This window comes from Roseateles sp. GW821-FHT09G09 (assembly GCF_059415965.1).
Genome location: NZ_JBWKOG010000008.1, coordinates 65028 through 81673 on the forward strand (window position 1 = coordinate 65028; position 16646 = coordinate 81673).

General features: G+C 68.6%; 15 protein-coding genes and 1 tRNA gene. 9 read left to right on the forward strand and 7 right to left on the reverse strand.

What is annotated here, in order from left to right; genetic code table 11:
* The first annotated feature begins 16 nt into the window (after positions 1-16).
* The gene (locus tag AC07O8_RS21245; protein ID WP_495049922.1) at positions 17-943 is read left to right on the forward strand and encodes an alpha/beta fold hydrolase; all 927 of its coding nucleotides are present in this window, start codon (positions 17-19) and stop codon (positions 941-943) included.
* Here the strand turns inward: AC07O8_RS21245 and AC07O8_RS21250 are convergent.
* Complete coding sequence (locus tag AC07O8_RS21250) at positions 940-1425, reverse strand: acyl-CoA thioesterase (protein ID WP_495049923.1); 486 nt, start codon at positions 1423-1425, stop codon at positions 940-942. The genes AC07O8_RS21245 and AC07O8_RS21250 overlap by 4 nt on opposite strands.
* A gap of 224 nt (positions 1426-1649) precedes the next feature.
* Between AC07O8_RS21250 and AC07O8_RS21255 the strand changes: the two genes are divergently transcribed.
* A complete protein-coding gene (locus tag AC07O8_RS21255; protein WP_495049924.1) occupies positions 1650-2510 on the forward strand; it encodes a ParB N-terminal domain-containing protein in 861 nt (286 codons plus the stop codon).
* Between the two features lie 257 nt (positions 2511-2767).
* On the opposite strand, the gene AC07O8_RS21260 is transcribed toward AC07O8_RS21255, so the two are convergent.
* Positions 2768-3088 carry a DUF4212 domain-containing protein gene (locus AC07O8_RS21260; protein WP_297528945.1) on the reverse strand — a complete coding sequence of 107 codons (321 nt, stop codon included), beginning with the start codon at positions 3086-3088 and terminating at the stop codon, positions 2768-2770.
* A gap of 203 nt (positions 3089-3291) precedes the next feature.
* Between AC07O8_RS21260 and prfB the strand changes: the two genes are divergently transcribed.
* From prfB to AC07O8_RS21275, 3 genes are all read left to right on the forward strand, one after another.
* Positions 3292-4396 (forward strand): peptide chain release factor 2 gene (prfB, locus tag AC07O8_RS21265; RefSeq protein ID WP_495049925.1). Its coding sequence is split into 2 segments (ribosomal slippage): positions 3292-3372 and positions 3374-4396, totalling 1104 coding nucleotides; the frame shifts between segments, so codons are not numbered across the junction.
* A 75-nt stretch (positions 4397-4471) separates the two neighbouring features.
* Positions 4472-7177 carry an aminopeptidase N gene (gene pepN / locus AC07O8_RS21270; RefSeq protein WP_495049926.1) on the forward strand — a complete coding sequence of 902 codons (2706 nt, stop codon included), beginning with the start codon at positions 4472-4474 and terminating at the stop codon, positions 7175-7177.
* Positions 7178-7200: 23 nt separating this feature from the next.
* Positions 7201-8220, forward strand: coding sequence for a class 1 fructose-bisphosphatase (locus AC07O8_RS21275; protein WP_495049927.1), 1020 nt, complete (start codon positions 7201-7203; stop codon positions 8218-8220).
* A 110-nt stretch (positions 8221-8330) separates the two neighbouring features.
* Here AC07O8_RS21275 and AC07O8_RS21280 read toward each other — a convergent pair whose 3' ends face one another.
* The 4 genes from AC07O8_RS21280 to AC07O8_RS21295 all read right to left on the reverse strand — a co-directional run bounded on the left by AC07O8_RS21280 (position 8331) and on the right by AC07O8_RS21295 (position 11927).
* Entirely contained in the window at positions 8331-9722 is a 1392-nt protein-coding gene (locus AC07O8_RS21280; protein WP_495049928.1) for a DUF2130 domain-containing protein, read from the reverse strand.
* A 20-nt stretch (positions 9723-9742) separates the two neighbouring features.
* Positions 9743-11131: an alanine racemase gene (locus tag AC07O8_RS21285; protein ID WP_495049929.1), complete on the reverse strand. Its 1389-nt coding sequence runs from the start codon at positions 11129-11131 to the stop codon at positions 9743-9745.
* Between the two features lie 169 nt (positions 11132-11300).
* Positions 11301-11376, reverse strand: a tRNA-Thr gene (locus tag AC07O8_RS21290).
* Between the two features lie 95 nt (positions 11377-11471).
* On the reverse strand, positions 11472-11927 hold the full coding sequence (locus AC07O8_RS21295; RefSeq protein WP_495049930.1) for a MarR family winged helix-turn-helix transcriptional regulator: 456 nt from the start codon (positions 11925-11927) through the stop codon (positions 11472-11474).
* Positions 11928-11985: 58 nt separating this feature from the next.
* Here AC07O8_RS21295 and AC07O8_RS21300 point away from each other — a divergent pair, with 58 nt between their 5' ends.
* Positions 11986-12771, forward strand: a complete 786-nt coding sequence (locus tag AC07O8_RS21300) for a siderophore-interacting protein (protein ID WP_495049931.1) — start codon at positions 11986-11988, stop codon at positions 12769-12771.
* Between the two features lie 45 nt (positions 12772-12816).
* The gene (locus tag AC07O8_RS21305) at positions 12817-13206 is read left to right on the forward strand and encodes a VanZ family protein (RefSeq protein WP_495049932.1); all 390 of its coding nucleotides are present in this window, start codon (positions 12817-12819) and stop codon (positions 13204-13206) included.
* On the opposite strand, the gene AC07O8_RS21310 is transcribed toward AC07O8_RS21305, so the two are convergent.
* Entirely contained in the window at positions 13178-14065 is an 888-nt protein-coding gene (locus AC07O8_RS21310) for a helix-turn-helix transcriptional regulator (protein WP_495049933.1), read from the reverse strand. The genes AC07O8_RS21305 and AC07O8_RS21310 overlap by 29 nt on opposite strands.
* Before the next feature lie 301 nt (positions 14066-14366).
* Between AC07O8_RS21310 and egtB the strand changes: the two genes are divergently transcribed.
* Together egtB and egtD are read left to right on the forward strand one after the other, a co-directional pair.
* Positions 14367-15674, forward strand: coding sequence for an ergothioneine biosynthesis protein EgtB (gene egtB, locus AC07O8_RS21315; protein WP_495049934.1), 1308 nt, complete (start codon positions 14367-14369; stop codon positions 15672-15674).
* Positions 15671-16585, forward strand: a complete 915-nt coding sequence (gene egtD / locus AC07O8_RS21320) for an L-histidine N(alpha)-methyltransferase (protein WP_495049935.1) — start codon at positions 15671-15673, stop codon at positions 16583-16585. The genes egtB and egtD overlap by 4 nt, the downstream gene beginning before the upstream one ends.
* Positions 16586-16646 lie beyond the last annotated feature (61 nt).

Below are 16646 nucleotides of genomic sequence, written 5' to 3' on the forward strand. Positions count from 1 at the left end.
ACACTAAAGTCGCTGGATGAGCACCGACACCAGTTCCACGCCCACGCCGGAGTACCCCGTCCGCCGTCCGCATCGCAGCGAGTTCCTGACGCTGCGCGGCCTGCGTCATCACGTGCTGCATTGGGGACCCGAGCCCGATGGGCAGCGGCCGCTGCTCGTGATGGTCCATGGCTGGATGGACGTCGGCGCGTCGTTCCAGTTCATGGTCGACGCGTTCCGCGAGGAACGCAGCGTCGTCGCGATCGACTGGCGCGGCTTCGGTCTCACCGATGCCAACGGCGGCGACGCGTACTGGTTCCCCGACTACCTCGGCGACCTCGATGCCCTGCTGGATGCCGTCAGTCCTGGCGCGCCCGTCGACCTGCTCGGCCACAGCATGGGCGGCAACATCGCGATGACCTATGCGGGCGTGCGGCCGCAGCGGCTGCGCAAGCTCGTGAACCTCGAAGGATTTGGGCTGCCGGACACCACGCCCGAGATGGCGCCGGCGCGGCTCGCAAGCTGGCTCGACGAGCTCAAGGAGCCGCAGAGCCTCAAGACCTACGACAGCGTCGAGGGCGTCGCGCAGCGGTTGATGAAGACGAATCCGCGGCTGTCCGCCGACAAGGCCGCGTGGCTCGCGCCGCACTGGTCGCGGCAAGGCGACGACGGGCGTTGGCACATCCTCGGCGACCCGGCGCACAAGCGGACCAATCCGGTGCTCTACAAGAAGGCCGAGGCCCTCGCCTGCTGGTCGCGCATCGAGGCGCCCACGCTGTGGGTCGAGGGCAGCGAGACCAAGCTCTCGCAGTGGTGGGGAGACCGGTATCCGCGTGAGGACTTCGAGACCCGGCTCAGCGTCGTCAAGGACCTGCAGCGCGTCACGCTCCAGCAGGCGGCGCACATGATGCATCACGACCAGCCGGAGGCGCTCGCGCGAGCGGTGCAGGAGTTTCTCGGCTAGTCCGTCGACACCACCGCCGCCTGATACGCCGCGACGAACTCCGGCGGCATCCGCTTCGGGCGGCCGCCGCTGATGTCGATGCAGACCAGCTCCCAGCGGCCGCGCATCAGCGTCTGGCCGTCGCTCGCGCGGCGCAGCTGGAAGCGGCGCTCCATCGCGAGCTTCCCGTCCCCGGAGGTCAGCCAGGTGCCCAGCACCAGCGCCTCGCCTTCGAAGGACGGCAGCAGGTAGTCGTAACCGCCGTGGCGGATCGCCATCGCGCGGTCGAGCCGGCGGTAGTCCTCGATGTCCAGGCCCAGCGCCACGGAATGCGACCACGCCACCTGCTCGCACCACTTCACGTAGACCGCATTGTTGGTGTGGTTCAGGCCGTCGATGTCCGCCGGTTGGGGGCTCACCGCCAAGCGATGGGGGGACGGATAGTCCCAGCCGCTGGACAAGGGGTCGGCCGGCGCGGGGGTCGCTTCGCTCATCTCGCTCATCGGGGGGCGCTCATCTGGGGGTGGGTTCCGTGGGATATCCGACGCTCGTGTTCGGGGTGCGACAGGTTAGCGTCGCGAGGCAGGCAGAATGCCGCCCTTTTCCGGCGTCGTCCGTCGCCCGCGCGACCTGCGCGGCCTGCGCACAAACCGCCCCTTCCGAACACCTCGTCGATCGGGCCCCGCCCGGTCGGCTCCGCCTCCCTGCCGTCCCGCTGTCCGTCCCCATGAACATCATCGTCACCGAAGAACTCAAGGCCTACATCGATCCCCTGACCGAGGACGAACACGCCGCGCTCGAGCGCAGCATCCTCGCCGAGGGTTGCCGCGACGCACTCGTGCTCTGGGGGGATATCCTCGTCGACGGCCACAACCGCTACGGCATCTGCACCAAGCATGGCATCCCCTTCCAGACGGTGCAGAACACCCGCTTCAAGTCGATGGAAGACGTCCACCTGTGGATGATCGACCAGCATCTGGGCCGTCGCAGCGTCTCCGACTTCCAGCGCGGCGTGCTCGCGCTGCGCAAGAAGGAGATCATGGAAGCGCGCCGGCTGGCCGTGCTCAACGACCCCGCGCCAGAGGCGCCCGCCGCCGACGCCAGCGCCACGCCCGTGCCCGACGCCCCGCCGCTGAAGAGCCGCGAAGCGATCGCACGCGCCGCGCGCATCAGCAGCGCCACCGTGACGCAGATCGAGAAGATCCAGAAGGCCGCCGCGCCGGAGCTCGTGGCCGCGGTGAAGTCGGGCGAGGTCTCGATCAGCGCCGCCGCCGTGATCGCCGATCTGCCCGCCGAGGAGCAGGCCGCCGCCGCGGCCGGTGGCAAGAAGGAACTGCGCCAGGCCGCCAAGCGCGTGCGCGAGTCCAAGGTCGGCAAGAAGGCCGCCGGCGACGCCGTCGCCGAAGTGGCCGTCGAGCTGCTGGGCGTGCCGACGAACGAAGACGGTGAGCTCGAAGCCGATCCGGCAGTCGCCCTGCTGCGCGCGCAGGTCGGCGCGCTGCAGGACGAGAACATCAAATTGCGCGCGCAGGTCGCGGAGCTGCAGGCACAACTTGCCGCCGCGAAGCAGGACTCCTCGCCGTTCTGAGCCTTTGCCCCCGCCGGCGGCGGAAGCCGGGGTGGGGTCTCCTCATACGTCTCGCAGGCTCCACAAATCGTCGACCCCACCCCGGCTTCCGCCGCCTCGAACCGAACCCCCCGCACGAAACATCGTGAGAGTCCTCGGTAGCAAATCCGGGGAAGGACGGCAGTGGTCGGGGACGGTGAGGTGTGGGGTTTCCGCGCTTGCCGCGGAGGCCCCATACCTCGGCGGCCAACGCCAAGGCCTGAGCAGGTGGGCGGTCTTCAGAACCCGGTGATCGGCCCGGAGCGCTCCTTCTCCGGGCGCTTGGCTTCCACCTCGTCGAAATACGGTGCCGGGTCTTGCACGCCGGCCTCCGCCTCCCGGCGGTTCATGACGGTCGCGTAGATCACGACGATCGCGACGTAGACGATCAGCGCCCCCTGCGATCCCACCCAGAAGCTGAACGGCCATCCGAAGAAATCGAAGCTGAGCGCACGCGCGAAGTACGCGACGCCGAAGGTCACCAGCGCCCACACGACGAGCAGCGTCAGCGTCAGCCGCCAGTTCCCGCGCCGCACCCGGCGGCGCCGGGCGCGGAACATGCCGGAGGGGGTGCCCGAAGGGGTGCCCGAAGGGGAGCCTGACGGGGGCCCCGAGGGCGTTCCGGACGGGTAACCCGCATCGGGGACAGGCGGTTCTGGACGCATGCCGTCATCTTAGGGAGCCCGTTCGCGTCAGCATGAGAAAATACCCGGCTTCGGGCCCCCTGTCGGGGGCTCCACCTTTCGAACGCTTCGAACGAATCATGGACATCGAACATATCAATGCGATCGGCAACACGCTGGCCGATCTGCAAGCGCGTACCGACGCGCTAAGGGGGTACCTTTGACTACGACCGCAAAGCGCTGCGGTTGAATGAAGTCAACGCCGCCCTGGAGAACCCCAACGTCTGGAACGATCCCAAGCGGGCCCAGGAACTCGGCAAGGAGAAGCGCACGCTGGAACAGGTCGTCGAGACGATCAACCACCTGACGTCCAACATCGCCGACAACCTCGAACTGTTCGAGATGTCCAAGGACGACAACGACATCGCCGGCATCCAGACCATCGAGGCCGAGTCCGTCAAGCTGGGCGAGAAGGTCGAGGAACTCGAGTTCCGCCGGATGTTCAACAACCCGGCCGACCCGCTGAACTGCTTCATCGACATCCAGGCCGGCGCCGGCGGCACCGAGGCCTGCGACTGGGCCGGCATGCTGCTGCGCCAGTACCTGAAGTACTGCGAGCGCAAGGGCTTCAAGGCCGACGTCGAAGAGCAGACCGACGACGAGATCGCCGGCATCAAGAGCGCCACCATCAAGGTGGAAGGCGAGTACGCCTTCGGCCTGCTGCGCTCCGAGTCGGGCGTGCACCGCCTGGTGCGCAAGAGCCCGTTCGACTCCTCGGGCGGCCGCCACACCAGCTTCGCCTCGCTGTTCGTGTACCCGGAAGTGGACGATTCGATCGAGATCGACATCAACCCGTCGGACGTCCGCACCGACACCTACCGCGCGTCCGGCGCCGGCGGTCAGCACATCAACAAGACCGACTCGGCGGTGCGCCTGACCCACATCCCGACCGGCATCGTCGTCCAGTGCCAGGACGGCCGCAGCCAGCACAGCAACCGCGACGTCGCATGGAAGCGCCTGCGCTCGCGCCTGTACGACCACGAGATGAAGAAGCGCATGGCCGAGCAGCAGAAGCTCGAGGACAGCAAGACCGACGTGGGCTGGGGCCACCAGATCCGCTCGTACGTGCTGGACCAGAGCCGCATCAAGGACCTGCGCACCAACGTCGAGATCTCCAACACCCAGAAGGTGCTGGACGGCGACCTCGACGCGTTCATCACGGCGTCCTTGAAGCAAGGCGTCTGAGAAAAACATTGAGACAAACGCCCCGGCGCTCGATCCCCGGCCCGGGGCTTCTTCATTCCTACAAGGAAGCCCGCCATGCGTGAAGGCACTGCCACCCTGATCCGCCGCGCCGATTACGTCGCGCCGATCTTCTGGATCCGTACCGTCGACCTGTGCTTCGACCTCGATCCGGCCAAGACGCTGGTCGCCAGCAAGATGCGCCTGGAACGCAACGCCGCGGTGCCCCACGGCCCCCTGCGCCTGCATGGCGAGGAGCTCAACCTGCTGCGCGTGCTGATCGACGGCGAGAGCGTGTCCTTCCGCCAGGAAGGCCATGAGCTGATCATCGACAACGTGCCCGACGCGGACTTCACGCTCGAGATCCGCAACACCTGCTGCCCGGAGAAGAACACGACGCTGTCGGGCCTGTACACCTCGGGCGGCAGCTTCTTCACGCAGTGCGAGGCCGAAGGCTTCCGCCGCATCACCTACTTCCTGGACCGCCCCGACGTGATGGCGGTCTACACGGTGACGATGCGCGCCGACAAGGCCAGATTCCCGGTGCTGCTGTCCAACGGCAACCTGGTCGAGTCGGCCGCGCTGGACAACGGCCGCCACATGGCCAAGTGGCACGACCCCTTCCCCAAGCCCAGCTACCTCTTCGCGATGGTCGCCGGCGACCTGGTCGCGCGCGAGCAGCGCATCCGCACCCGCGGCGGCAAGGACCACCTGCTGCAGGTCTACGTCCGCCAGGGCGACCTGGAGAAGACCGAACACGCGATGAACTCGCTGATCGCGTCCGTCGTCTGGGATGAGGCGCGCTTCAACCTGCCGCTGGATCTGGAGCGTTTCATGGTCGTCGGCGTGTCCGACTTCAACATGGGCGCGATGGAGAACAAGGGGTTGAACATCTTCAACACCTCGGCGCTGCTGGCCTCCCCCGCCACGGCGACCGACGCGGACTTCGCCCGCATCGAGTCCATCGTCGCGCACGAGTATTTCCACAACTGGACCGGCAATCGCGTGACCTGCCGCGACTGGTTCCAGCTGTCGCTCAAGGAAGGCCTGACGGTCTTCCGCGACCAGGAGTTCAGCCAGGACATGGCCGCCACGCCGAGCGCGCGCGCGGTCTGCCGCATCGAGGACGTGCGCGCGCTGCGCGCCCGCCAGTTCCCCGAGGATGCCGGCGCGATGGCGCATTCCGTGCGTCCCGACGAGTACGTCGAGATCAACAACTTCTACACCGCCACCGTCTACGAGAAGGGTGCGGAAGTCGTCCGCATGTACCAGACGCTGGTCGGCCGCGACGGCTTCGCCAAGGGCATGGCGCTGTACTTCGAGCGCCATGACGGCCAGGCCGTGACCTGCGACGACTTCGCGCAGGCGATCGCGGACGCGAATCCGGGCTCGCCGCTGACGACGCGCCTGGACGCGTTCAAGCGCTGGTACGCGCAGGCCGGCACGCCGCGCCTGCAGGCCCGTGGCGTGTACGACGCCGATGGGCAGACCTGGACGCTGACGCTGACGCAATCGAGCGCGGCCGCGCCGGGCCAGGCAGCCAAGCTGCCGCAGGTGATCCCCGTGTCGCTGGGCCTGCTGTCGCGCGACGGCCAGTCGCTGCCGCTGATGCAGCAAGGGGAAGACGGCGCCGCCGGCGCCACCGACACCGAGCGCGTGCTGGTGCTGGACCAGACCGAGCAGTCCTTCGTCTTCGTCAACGTGCCGTCCGAGCCGGTGCCGTCGCTGCTGCGCGGCTTCTCCGCGCCGGTGGTGCTGGACGACGGCCTCGGCGACGCCGAGCTGCTGGTGCTGCTTCAGCATGACAGCGACGCCTTCAACCGCTGGGAAGCCAGCCAGCGGCTCGCGCTGAACCGCATCCTGGGCGCGGTGCGCGCGGGCCAGCCGCTGGTGCTGGATGCCGCTTACATCGACGCGATGCGCGCGGTGCTGCGTCATCCGGAACTGGATCCCGCCTTCAAGGCGCTGGCGCTGCAACTGCCCGACGAGGCCTACATCGCCGAGCAGCTGGACGTCGTGGACCCGCAGGCCATCCACGCCGCGGTCGAGGCGGCGCAGACGCAGCTGGCCTCGGCGCTGCAGGCCGACTGGGCCTGGGCCTTCGACGCGCACCAGGTGACCACCGGCTACAACCCGGACCCGGTGCAGAGCGGCAAGCGCGCGCTGGTGAACCTGTCGCTGGCGATGCTGGTGCTGAACGCGACCCGCGGCGGCGACGGCGTGTGGCCGGGACGCGCGTACCAGCGCTTCAAGGACGCGACCAACATGACCGACCGCATGGGCGCGCTGTCCGCGCTCGTGAACGCGCATGCGGAACTGGCCGACAGCGCGCTGGCGCGCTTCCACGCCCAGTTCAAGGGCGAGGCGCTGGTCATCGACAAGTGGTTCGCGCTGCAAGGCCGCGCGGCCGAGCGCGACGGCAAGACCTTCGCGAAGGTCAAGCAGCTGATGAAGCACGCCGACTTCACGCTGAAGAACCCCAACCGCGCGCGCAGCCTGATCTTCTCGCTGGCGATGTTCAACCCGGCCGCCTTCCACCGCGCCGATGCGGCGGGCTACGTCTTCTGGGCGGAGCAGGTGCTGGCGCTGGACGCGATCAACCCGCAGGTCGCCGGTCGACTGGCGCGCGTGATGGACCGCTGGACCGCGCTGGCCCAGCCGTACCGCAGCGCCGCCCGCGAGGCCATCGCCCGCGTCGCCGCCAAGCCGGACCTGTCCAACGACGTGCGCGAGATCATCCAGCGCGCGCTGGCGTCCGACACGCAGGCCGAGCCCGCCCCCTGATTCGCAACCATCGGAGTCGTTTCATGAGTCAACGCGTCAGCCTGACCCAATACCTCGTCGAGCAGCAGCGGCTGCACGGCCACATCCCCCAGCAGCTGCGGCTGCTGATCGAGGTGGTCGCACGGGCCTGCAAGCGCATCGCCATCAGCGTCAACAAGGGCGCGCTGGGTGACGTGCTCGGCACGGCCGGGTCCGAGAACGTGCAGGGCGAGGTCCAGAAGAAGCTGGACATCATCGCCAACGAGGTGCTGATCGAAGCCAACGAGTGGGGCGGCCACCTGGCCGCGATGGCCTCGGAGGAGATGGAGAGCATCCACCTGGTGCCCAACCGGTTCCCGCAGGGCGAGTACCTGCTGATGTTCGATCCGCTGGACGGCTCGAGCAACATCGACGTGAACGTGTCGATCGGGACCATCTTCTCGGTGCTGAAGAAGCCCGAGGGTGCCAAGGGCATCAGCGAGGAAGACTTCCACCAGCCCGGCACTGCGCAGGCGGCGGCGGGCTACTGCGTCTACGGACCGCAGACCACGCTGGTGCTGACGGTGGGCGACGGCGTGGCGATGTTCACGCTGGACCGTGAGCAGGGCTCGTGGGTGCTGACCGCCGACGACGTGAAGATCCCCGCGGACACCAAGGAGTTCGCGATCAACATGTCCAACATGCGGCACTGGGACGAGCCGGTGAAGCGCTACATCGACGAGTGCCTGGCCGGCACGACGGGTCCGCGCGGCAAGGACTTCAACATGCGCTGGATCGCGTCGATGGTGGCGGACGTGCACCGCATCCTGACCCGCGGCGGCGTCTTCCTATACCCGTGGGACAAGCGCGAACCGAACAAGGCCGGCAAGCTGCGCCTGATGTACGAGGCCAACCCGATGGCCTTCCTGGTCGAGCAGGCCGGCGGCGCGGCGACCAACGGCCGCCAGCGCATCATGGACCTGCAACCGGGCAAGCTGCACGAGCGGGTCTCGGTCGTGCTGGGCTCGAAGAACGAGGTCGAGCGGGTGACGCGGTACCACCTGGAAGCCGACCAGGCGAAGTGAGGGGCGGTCGCGATCCGGCGCCCGCCGGATCTGCGACATCCATCCTGCAGAAGGCCGCTCGATGAGCGGCCTTCTTGCTTTCCCGTGCCCTCGGCGCTCAGCGCAAGACCTCAGAACAGGCTGCCTTCGACGCCGTTGTCCTCGACGCCGTTGTTCTCGCTGCCGCGCTCGCTGCCGCGATCGGCGGCGGCGGGCTTGTCGTCCACCTTCAGCTCGGCGAACTTCGCGGCCATCGTCGGATTGCCCTTGGTCAGCTTCTTGATCGTCACGTCCTGCGCCTTGTCATTGGCCAGGCGCAGGTTGCGATCGGTGCCGAGCAGCGCTTCCTTGGTCTTCTGCAGGTGGTCGATGGACTTGTCGATCTCGTCGATCGCCGTCTGGAAGCGCCGCGACGCCAGTTCGTAGTTCTTCCCGAACGCCGACTTGAAGCCCTCGAGCTGCGCCTCGAAGTGGGTGATGTCGATGTTCTGCGCCTTCACCAGCGCGAGCTCGGTCTTGTACTTGAGCGAGTTCATCGCCGCGTTGCGCAGCAGCGTGATGATGGGAAGGAAGAACTGCGGCCTCACCACGTACATCTTCGGATAGCGGTGGAAGACGTCGACGATGCCGGTGTTGTAGAGCTCGCTCTCCGGCTCCAGCAGCGAGACCAGCACCGCGTACTCGCAGCCCTTCTCGACGCGGTCCTTGTCGAGTTCCTTGAGGAAATCCTCGTTGCGGTTCTTCGTGGCGGTGCGGTCGTTCTCGTTCTTCATCTCGAACATGATCGAGACGATCTCCGTGCCGGACTCATCGGCGTCGCGGAAGATGTAGTCGCCCTTGCTGCCCGAACGCGCGTCGTTGTCCTTCTCGAAGTAGGCACGCGGGAACGCGGTCGCGCGGATGCGGTTGAACTCGGTCTCGCAATGCAGCTCGAGGGTCTCGCCGACCATCTTGGTGGACAGCCGCGCCTTCATGTCGCGCAGGCGCTCGATGGCGTCGTCGCGGTCCTTGATCTGCGTCTCGTACTTGTCCTTGAGCGATTTCTCGGCGAGTTGCTTCTCGAGCTCGGCGCGTTCGAGACCGCTGCGCAACTGGTCGCGCTCCTTCTCCACCGCGACGACGGCCTGCGACATCGCCAGCTGCTGCTTCACGCCGGCCGCGTCGAGCTTCGCCTTCAGGCCCTGGATCTCGGCGTCCTTCGCCGCGGCGGCCTGCTGCGCCTGCTTCTCCAGCGCGCCGAGCGCCTCGGCCACGGCGAGCTTGCGTTGCATCTCGCCGGCATCGAGCCGGGCCTTCAGCTCCTGGATCTCGCCGTCCTTGAGCGCGGCGGCCTTCTGCAGCTCGCCGGCGGTCTTCGCCTGGGCCAGTTCGACGGCGTTGCGCTTGTCCTGCTCGGCCAGCGCGAGCCGCTCATGCAATTGCTTCTCGAAGTCGGTGTCGCGCACCTGCTTGAGGATGTCGGCGTACCCCGCCTCGTCGATCTTGAAGGCCTTGCCGCAGTGCGGGCAGATGATTTCATGCATGGCGGATTCTCGCCGTCGATTCAGAAGAAGGTCCGCACGCCGCCGATGACGCGGTAGCTGTCGTCGACCGTGTAGAGCAGCGGCCATTTGTCAAAGGTCGTGCACGGGTGGCCGACGCCGAAGGCGATCAGGTCGCCGACCTGCAGCAGCAGCGCGCCGCCGTCGGAGCCGCTGCCGCCCTCCCCGCCCGCATCGACATAGGCATGCTGGTCGTTGAGCTTCGTGACCGCCCAGTGGGCCGGCGTCGCCCGCGGCGCGTCATGCAGGCTCGGGCGGTACCACCACAGCGGTTGCGGCAGGCAGGCGTCGTAGCTCAGGTCCCGTCGGCCCGCCGTGCAGATCGCGCGGCCCGGTTCGGGCACCGACTGCACGTAGGCCCAGACCTCGATGGCGTTGCGCAGCCCGGGACCGTCGCCCCACAACGCGCCAGCGCGTTGCCGCATGCGGTCCTGCATGCGCTCGTACTGCAGGCTGTCATGGCTGAGGTAGCAGCCGCTGCGCAGCACCACGCGCAAGGCATGACCGGTGCCGGCCGCCTCGACCGACGCCAGCGTCTTCGCCGCCATGTCGAAGAACGCTGAGCCGCCCGCGGTCAGCAGCACCTCGTCCGCCGCGAACCACCCTTCGGCGCAGCCCAGGCGGGTCAACTCCGCGACCGTCTCGATCATCGTCAGCGCGCCGAGTTCCACGCGCGCCGTGTCGTCGCCGCTGTAGACGCCCTCGAAGGCTTCCACGCCTCGCAACACGATCGTCGGCGCGGCATCGCGAATGAGGCGGCCCAGCGCGACGCCCTCCTCCATCGTCCGGACGCCGGTGCGTCCGCCCGGCGTGCCGACTTCCAGCAGCACTTGAAGCGGTCGCTTCAAGCCACGCTCGACGGCGGCGCGGCGCAGCAGGTCCAGGCCCGCGGCGGAATCGACCAGCAGATAGAAATCGAAATCGGGCGACGCTTCCAACTCGCGGAACACGAGCTCCAGGTCCGCCTTGCCGATCAGCTGGTTCGCCAGCAACACGCGCGGCACACCGAAGCGCCGGTACGTGCGCACATGCGCCGCCGTCGCCGCCGTCATGCCCCAGGCGCCTTCGTCGAACTGGCGCTGGAACAGCTGGGGCGCCATCGTCGTCTTGCCGTGCGGCGCCAGGCTCACGCCGGCGCGCGCCGTGAACTCGCGCATCCAGCGCCCGTTGTGAGTCAGCGCCGAGTCTTTCAGGATCGCCGCGGGCAAGGGCAGGTCGCCGGCCAGCAGCGAGAGCCCCAGAGCGCCCAGCCCGTTCAGCGGCACGCCTTCAGCGACCGCCGGCAGGCCCTTGAGGGTGCCGGGCAGCGGCTCGGCCTCGAGGGCGGCGAGCGTGAGCGTCACCGGCGCGTGGCCGGGCAGATCGTCGTGGTCGTGGTCGTGGGGGCTCATGGCGCGCCATGTTGCCACCGACGGCGCGCGCCCGTGGCGCCACACGCCCGTCGATCGTCGTCACAGGAAGTCGACGGAGGCCGGCAGGCCGAGCCGAGCCGAGCCCAGCCGAGTAATGCGCGCAGACAAAGAAAAAGCCGCTTGGGAGAACCCAAGCGGCTTTTCAGATTGGTGCCGATGAAGAGAGTCGAACTCCCGACCTTCGCATTACGAATGCGCTGCTCTACCAACTGAGCTACATCGGCGCTGTCGCGAACAACAGAGTCTGCGACTATAGCGCAGATTTTCGGGGTCGACAATTTCCGCGCCGACGTCGCACGGAGACAACGCCTCCCCCGATTCACTCCTCGCCCAGATTCAGCTGCACGCGCTTCAGCAGCGCGGCAAGTTGCGACTGTTCCTCCGCGCTCAACCCGGCGAGTGCCTGCACCGACACCTGCTTCGCCTGACGCTTGAGCTCGCGCTGCACCGTCAGGCCCGCATCGCTGACGCTCAACCGCACCTGGCGGCGATCGACCTCGTCGGTCTTCGCGTCGAGCAGGCCCTTGTCCCGCAAGGTCTTGATCAGCCGCGCCAACTGCGCCTTGTCCCGCCCGCTGTGCGACGCGAGATCGCTCTGCGTGGCGCCAGGGTGCCGCTCGAAGAAGAACAGCACCTTGCCTTCCATGTGCGTAATGTCCTGCGGGCCGTCGCGCAGGAACCGGTACTGCAACGCGCGGTAGCGATGCATCACCGAATGCACCAGCTCCAGCACGTCCTCGTCCTTGCCCCTTCGGCTGGTGGTGTTAGTTGACATTATCAATCGTTCCGTCGCAAGATGGATGACATTGTCAACGATATCGAGATCAACCGCAATGAAGCCTGATCCCCTGAACACACCCAGCCCTGCGACGACTGCCGCCGTCCCGTCGACGCTTGCCGCCAGCCGCGTCCAGCGCGTGCGCCATGAACTCAAGCGTCGCGAGCTGACCGTGACCGGCGTCGACGACGTGACGCCGAACTTCCGACGCGTGACCCTGACGGGCGATTCACTCGCCGACTTCGTCAGCGCTTCCTTCGATGACCACGTGAAGCTGATCTTCGCGCCCGACGCCGACGGCGCGCCGGTCATGCGCGACTACACGCCGCGCCGCTTCGACAACGGGGCACGCGAGCTGGTGATCGAATTCGCCCAGCATGGCGATGGTCCCGCCGCGGCCTGGGCGGCGCAGGCGCAGCCGGGTCACACGCTGACCGTCGGCGGACCGCGCGGCTCCTTCATCATTCCGACCGACTTCGATTGGCACCTGCTGGTCGGCGACGAGACCGCCCTCCCCGCCGTGGCGCGCCGCCTCGAGGAGCTGCCCGCCGGCGCGCGCGTCATCGCGCTGCTCAATGTGCCGGCAAGCGATCGCCGCGCCTTCGGCACCCAGGCCGACCTCGATCTGCGCTGGGTCGACGGCGACGACGCCCTGCTGGCCGCCACCCGCTCACTGACGCTGCCGTCCGGCGAGGGCTACGCCTGGTGCGCCGGGGAAGCTGCGGCGATGGCCGCGGTGCGCAAGATCCTCGTCGACGAGAAGGGCCACGACCGCCACGCGATCCGCGCGGCGGCCTACTGGAAGCGCGGCGCCAGCCATCATCACGAAAACCTGGCGTGAGGGGGCCTCACTTTGGCTTCACACGTGCGTGGCACACTGACCCGCATGTCTGAAGTCCTGCATGACCCGCGCTGGCGCAACGCCTGGCGTTTCCTCTTCCTGGCGGTGGTGGCCGGCGCGAGCTGGCTGGCGTTCTCGCCCCATCCGCCGCCGGCGGCGGACCTCGGGTGGGACAAGGCGAATCACTTCACCGCCTTCGGCACGCTGGCGTTCATCGGCATGCAGGGCCTGGCCGCCGGTCCGCGCCGCCGCTGGATCGTCCTGGCGACGCTGCTCGCCTACGGCGTGGGGATCGAGCTGGTCCAGTCGCAGATCCCCGGCCGCGATGCCGACGCGCAGGACGTGCTCGCCGACATGATCGGCGCCGTGATCGGCGTCGCGGTGCACGCGCTGGTGCTGCGCCTGTTCACGCCGCGGGCGTCTCCGGCTCGCTGAATTCCCGGCGCGACATCGCGATCGCCACCGCCTGCGCGCGGTTGTTCGCGCCCAGCTTGCGCAGGATCTTGCGCACGTGGTTCTTGACCGTGAACATGCTGATGCCCAGCTGGATCGCGATCCCCTCGTTGCTCAGGCCCGCGCGCAGCCCCTCGACGATCTGCTGCTCGCGCGGCGTCACCAGCGATCCCGCCCGACGCGGCAAGGCCTGTCCCCGCGACTGCAGGCGCGCCCGCCGCCAGGCGGCGTGAAGCGCCGGCGTCAGCAGCTCCAGGCGGCGCAGGTGGTCGTCCTCCCAGCCCTCCCCGGCGAACAGGAACAGGCTCTGCGGCCGATCGCCGTCGGCGGCGACGCCATGCAGCGCCACTTCCCGCAGACCCGCTTCCAGCAGCGGCTGGAACAGCGCCGAGTCCGATTCCCGCGCGAGATCGATGTGCAGCGGCCGCCGCCCGTCGCCCCAGCGACGGATCAGGTGCAGCCACAGGCCGTGATCCGAGGATTCGAGCTGCGTGTGCAACGCGTCGCCGATGGGCTTCAGATGGAAGAGCTGCGCCGCCAGCCGCGGCGACGGCGACTGATCGCCGACGCAGACCATCAGCCGATGCGGCAGCAGCGGTTGCAGCCGGCTCTGGCTCCAGACGAAGAACTGCGCCGGCGTCGCCGGCTGGCGCGCGCTCCACAAGGCCTCGAGCAGACGCTCGGCGAGCACGCGGTCCTGCAGCCACGACAGCGGCAGGCCGTCTGCGTCCAGACCGGCGAACGGCATGGCCATCGCCGGCAGCCCGGGCGCAGAAGCGGTCGAGGCCAGCGCAGGGGTCGGTGGCGAGGTCAGCGACGAGGACATCGAGGGCGGTGTCATGGGCGTGGCGTCATGGGCATGGGCGGCGGCGGGGGCGGCGTGAAGCCGGATCGCCGTCAGCCTGCCCGCGCGGCGTGACGTCCCGATGAATCGACCGCGCGAGCGCCCCTCGGATGCCCTCGACCTTCCGCCACCTCCGACGGCGAATCGCGGGTACCCGCCTTGCCCTACCTGACATCGGGTGGCAGTTGAGCCGTCCCGCCGGAGCCCGCCGAGCGGCCCACGCCGGACGGGGACACGGCAAATCGGCTACCGTTGTCGTCCGGCCCTTCCTCCCCCCGGGGCCGCAGGAGTTGCTTGCATGTCGGATCACGATCTGCCGCCGGCGCGGCGCGATCTCGCGCGCCGTTTCGAAGCGGTCCGGCGCCACACGCTGACGCTGGCCGAGCCGCTGTCGGTCGAAGACCAGGCCGCGCAGTCGATGCCGGACGCGAGCCCGGCCAAGTGGCACCAGGCCCACACGAGCTGGTTCTTCGAAGCGCTGCTGCTGCGCCCGCACCTGCCGGGATACCAGCCGCTCGACGAGTCCTTCCACTTCCTCTTCAACTCGTACTACGAGGGCCTCGGCCCGCGCCATCCCCGCCCGCAGCGGGGCCTGCTGACGCGGCCGTCGCTGGATCAGGTGCGCGCCTACCGGCGCCATGTCGACACGCACATCCGGCAGTTGATCGCGCACTGCAGCGATACGCAGTGGGACGAGATCGCCCCGACGCTGACGCTCGGCCTGCATCATGAGCAGCAGCACCAGGAGTTGCTTCTCACCGACGCGCTGCATCTGCTGTCCTGCCATCCGTGGCGGCCCGCGCTGATGGACAGCCCGCCCGCGCCGATCGCGGCCGGCACGAGCGAATGGCTGGGCCATGAAGGCGGCCTCGTCGAGATCGGCCGCGACGTGCGCGTCGAAGGCGCGACCCCGGCGACGTTCGCGTTCGACAACGAGGGACCGCGCCATCGCGTCTGGCTGGAACCCTTCGAGATCGCGAGCCGGCTCGTGACCTGCGGCGACTTCCTGCGCTTCATCGAGGCCGGCGGCTATCGCGAGCCGCGCTGGTGGCTGTCCGACGGCTGGGCCACGGTGCAGCAGCAGGGCTGGCGGGCGCCGATGTACTGGGTGGACGACGGCGGCGATGCCACCGCGGACGCAAGCACTGGCCCCCGAACTGGCACCCGGACTGGCACCGGTCCGCGCTGGTCGGTGTTCGGCCTGCACGGGCTGCGTCCGATGGACCCGGCCGCGCCGGTGATGCAGCTCAGCTTCTACGAGGCCGCCGCGTATGCGGAATGGGCCGGCGCCCGCTTGCCCAGCGAGCAGGAATGGGAGGCCGCGTCGAGCTTGTCCGGCATCGAGCAACTGGCCGACCAGGTCTGGCAGTGGACCCGCTCGGCCTATCACCCGTATCCCGGCTTCCGGCCGTTGGACGGTGCCGCATCCGAATACAACGGCAAGTTCATGGTCGGCCAGCTGGTGCTGCGCGGCGGCAGTGTCGCGACGCCGCCCGGCCACACGCGCCCGACCTACCGCAACTTCTTCCCGCCGGCCGCGCGCTGGCAGTTCACCGGGCTGAGACTGGCCCGCGATGCGCGACCCCGCGCGGAGACCCACGCATGAGCAGTTTCGCCGAGGACCTTCACGCGGCGCTGGCCGGCCCCGAGCACGCGATTTCCCCGAAGTACTTCTACGACACGCCAGGCTCGGCCCTCTTCGAGCAGATCTGCGACCTGCCGGAGTACTACCCGACGCGCACCGAGCTCGCCCTGCTGCGCCGCTTCGCCGACGACTTCGCCGCGCGCATGGGGCCGGGCGCCCAGCTGATCGAGTACGGCGCCGGCGCGCTGGTGAAGGTGCGCCTGCTGCTGGCGCGCACGCAGCAGTTGCACAGCTTCGTGCCGGTGGACATCTCCGGCCCGCACCTGCTGGCCGCCTGCGAGTCGCTGCAGCGCGAGCATCCCGCGCTGCGCATCCTGCCGGTGGTGGCGGACTTCACCCGCATGCATGTGCTGCCCGACGCGCCGACGGACGGCCGGCGCGTGGGCTTCTTCCCCGGGTCCAGCATCGGCAACTTCAATCCGGACGAGGCGCTGGCGTTCCTGCGACTCCTGCGCGAGGAGCTGGACGGCGGCGCGCTGCTGATCGGCGTGGACCTCATCAAGGATCCCGCCCGGCTGCATGCCGCCTACAACGATGCCCAAGGCGTGACGGCGCGATTCAACCTCAACCTGCTCCGCCACGCCCAGCGCGAGCTGAAGCTGGAGTGCGACCCGGACGGCTTCGACCACTACGCGTTCTACGACCCGCGCCAGCATCGCATCGAGATGCACCTGCTGCCGCGCGGCGAGCAGCACCTGCAGCTGCAGGGTCGCCGCTACACGCTGGTGCCCGGCGAGAGCCTGCACACGGAGAACTCGTACAAGTACAGCGTGGAGAGCTTCCAGGCATTGGCGCGGGAAGCCGGGTTCAAGCCGTCAGCGCATTGGACGGACGATCAGCGCTGGTTCAGCCTGCACTGGCTGGAGGCCTGATGGTCGCTCGCCCCGGGGATCCGAGGGCTTCAGGACTTGAGGACTTCAGGACTCGGCGGAC

What these genes read in the sequence shown, in the direction of transcription:
- AC07O8_RS21245 (WP_495049922.1), top strand. Translation starts at nt 17, where the DNA reads ATGAGCACCGACACCAGTTCCACGCCCACGCCGGAGTACCCCGTCCGC.
- AC07O8_RS21250 (WP_495049923.1), bottom strand. Translation starts at nt 1,425, where the DNA reads ATGAGCGAGATGAGCGAAGCGACCCCCGCGCCGGCCGACCCCTTGTCC.
- AC07O8_RS21255 (WP_495049924.1), top strand. Translation starts at nt 1,650, where the DNA reads ATGAACATCATCGTCACCGAAGAACTCAAGGCCTACATCGATCCCCTG.
- AC07O8_RS21260 (WP_297528945.1), bottom strand. Translation starts at nt 3,088, where the DNA reads ATGTTCCGCGCCCGGCGCCGCCGGGTGCGGCGCGGGAACTGGCGGCTG.
- pepN (WP_495049926.1), top strand. Translation starts at nt 4,472, where the DNA reads ATGCGTGAAGGCACTGCCACCCTGATCCGCCGCGCCGATTACGTCGCG.
- AC07O8_RS21275 (WP_495049927.1), top strand. Translation starts at nt 7,201, where the DNA reads ATGAGTCAACGCGTCAGCCTGACCCAATACCTCGTCGAGCAGCAGCGG.
- AC07O8_RS21280 (WP_495049928.1), bottom strand. Translation starts at nt 9,722, where the DNA reads ATGCATGAAATCATCTGCCCGCACTGCGGCAAGGCCTTCAAGATCGAC.
- AC07O8_RS21285 (WP_495049929.1), bottom strand. Translation starts at nt 11,131, where the DNA reads ATGAGCCCCCACGACCACGACCACGACGATCTGCCCGGCCACGCGCCG.
- AC07O8_RS21295 (WP_495049930.1), bottom strand. Translation starts at nt 11,927, where the DNA reads ATGTCAACTAACACCACCAGCCGAAGGGGCAAGGACGAGGACGTGCTG.
- AC07O8_RS21300 (WP_495049931.1), top strand. Translation starts at nt 11,986, where the DNA reads ATGAAGCCTGATCCCCTGAACACACCCAGCCCTGCGACGACTGCCGCC.
- AC07O8_RS21305 (WP_495049932.1), top strand. Translation starts at nt 12,817, where the DNA reads ATGTCTGAAGTCCTGCATGACCCGCGCTGGCGCAACGCCTGGCGTTTC.
- AC07O8_RS21310 (WP_495049933.1), bottom strand. Translation starts at nt 14,065, where the DNA reads ATGACACCGCCCTCGATGTCCTCGTCGCTGACCTCGCCACCGACCCCT.
- egtB (WP_495049934.1), top strand. Translation starts at nt 14,367, where the DNA reads ATGTCGGATCACGATCTGCCGCCGGCGCGGCGCGATCTCGCGCGCCGT.
- egtD (WP_495049935.1), top strand. Translation starts at nt 15,671, where the DNA reads ATGAGCAGTTTCGCCGAGGACCTTCACGCGGCGCTGGCCGGCCCCGAG.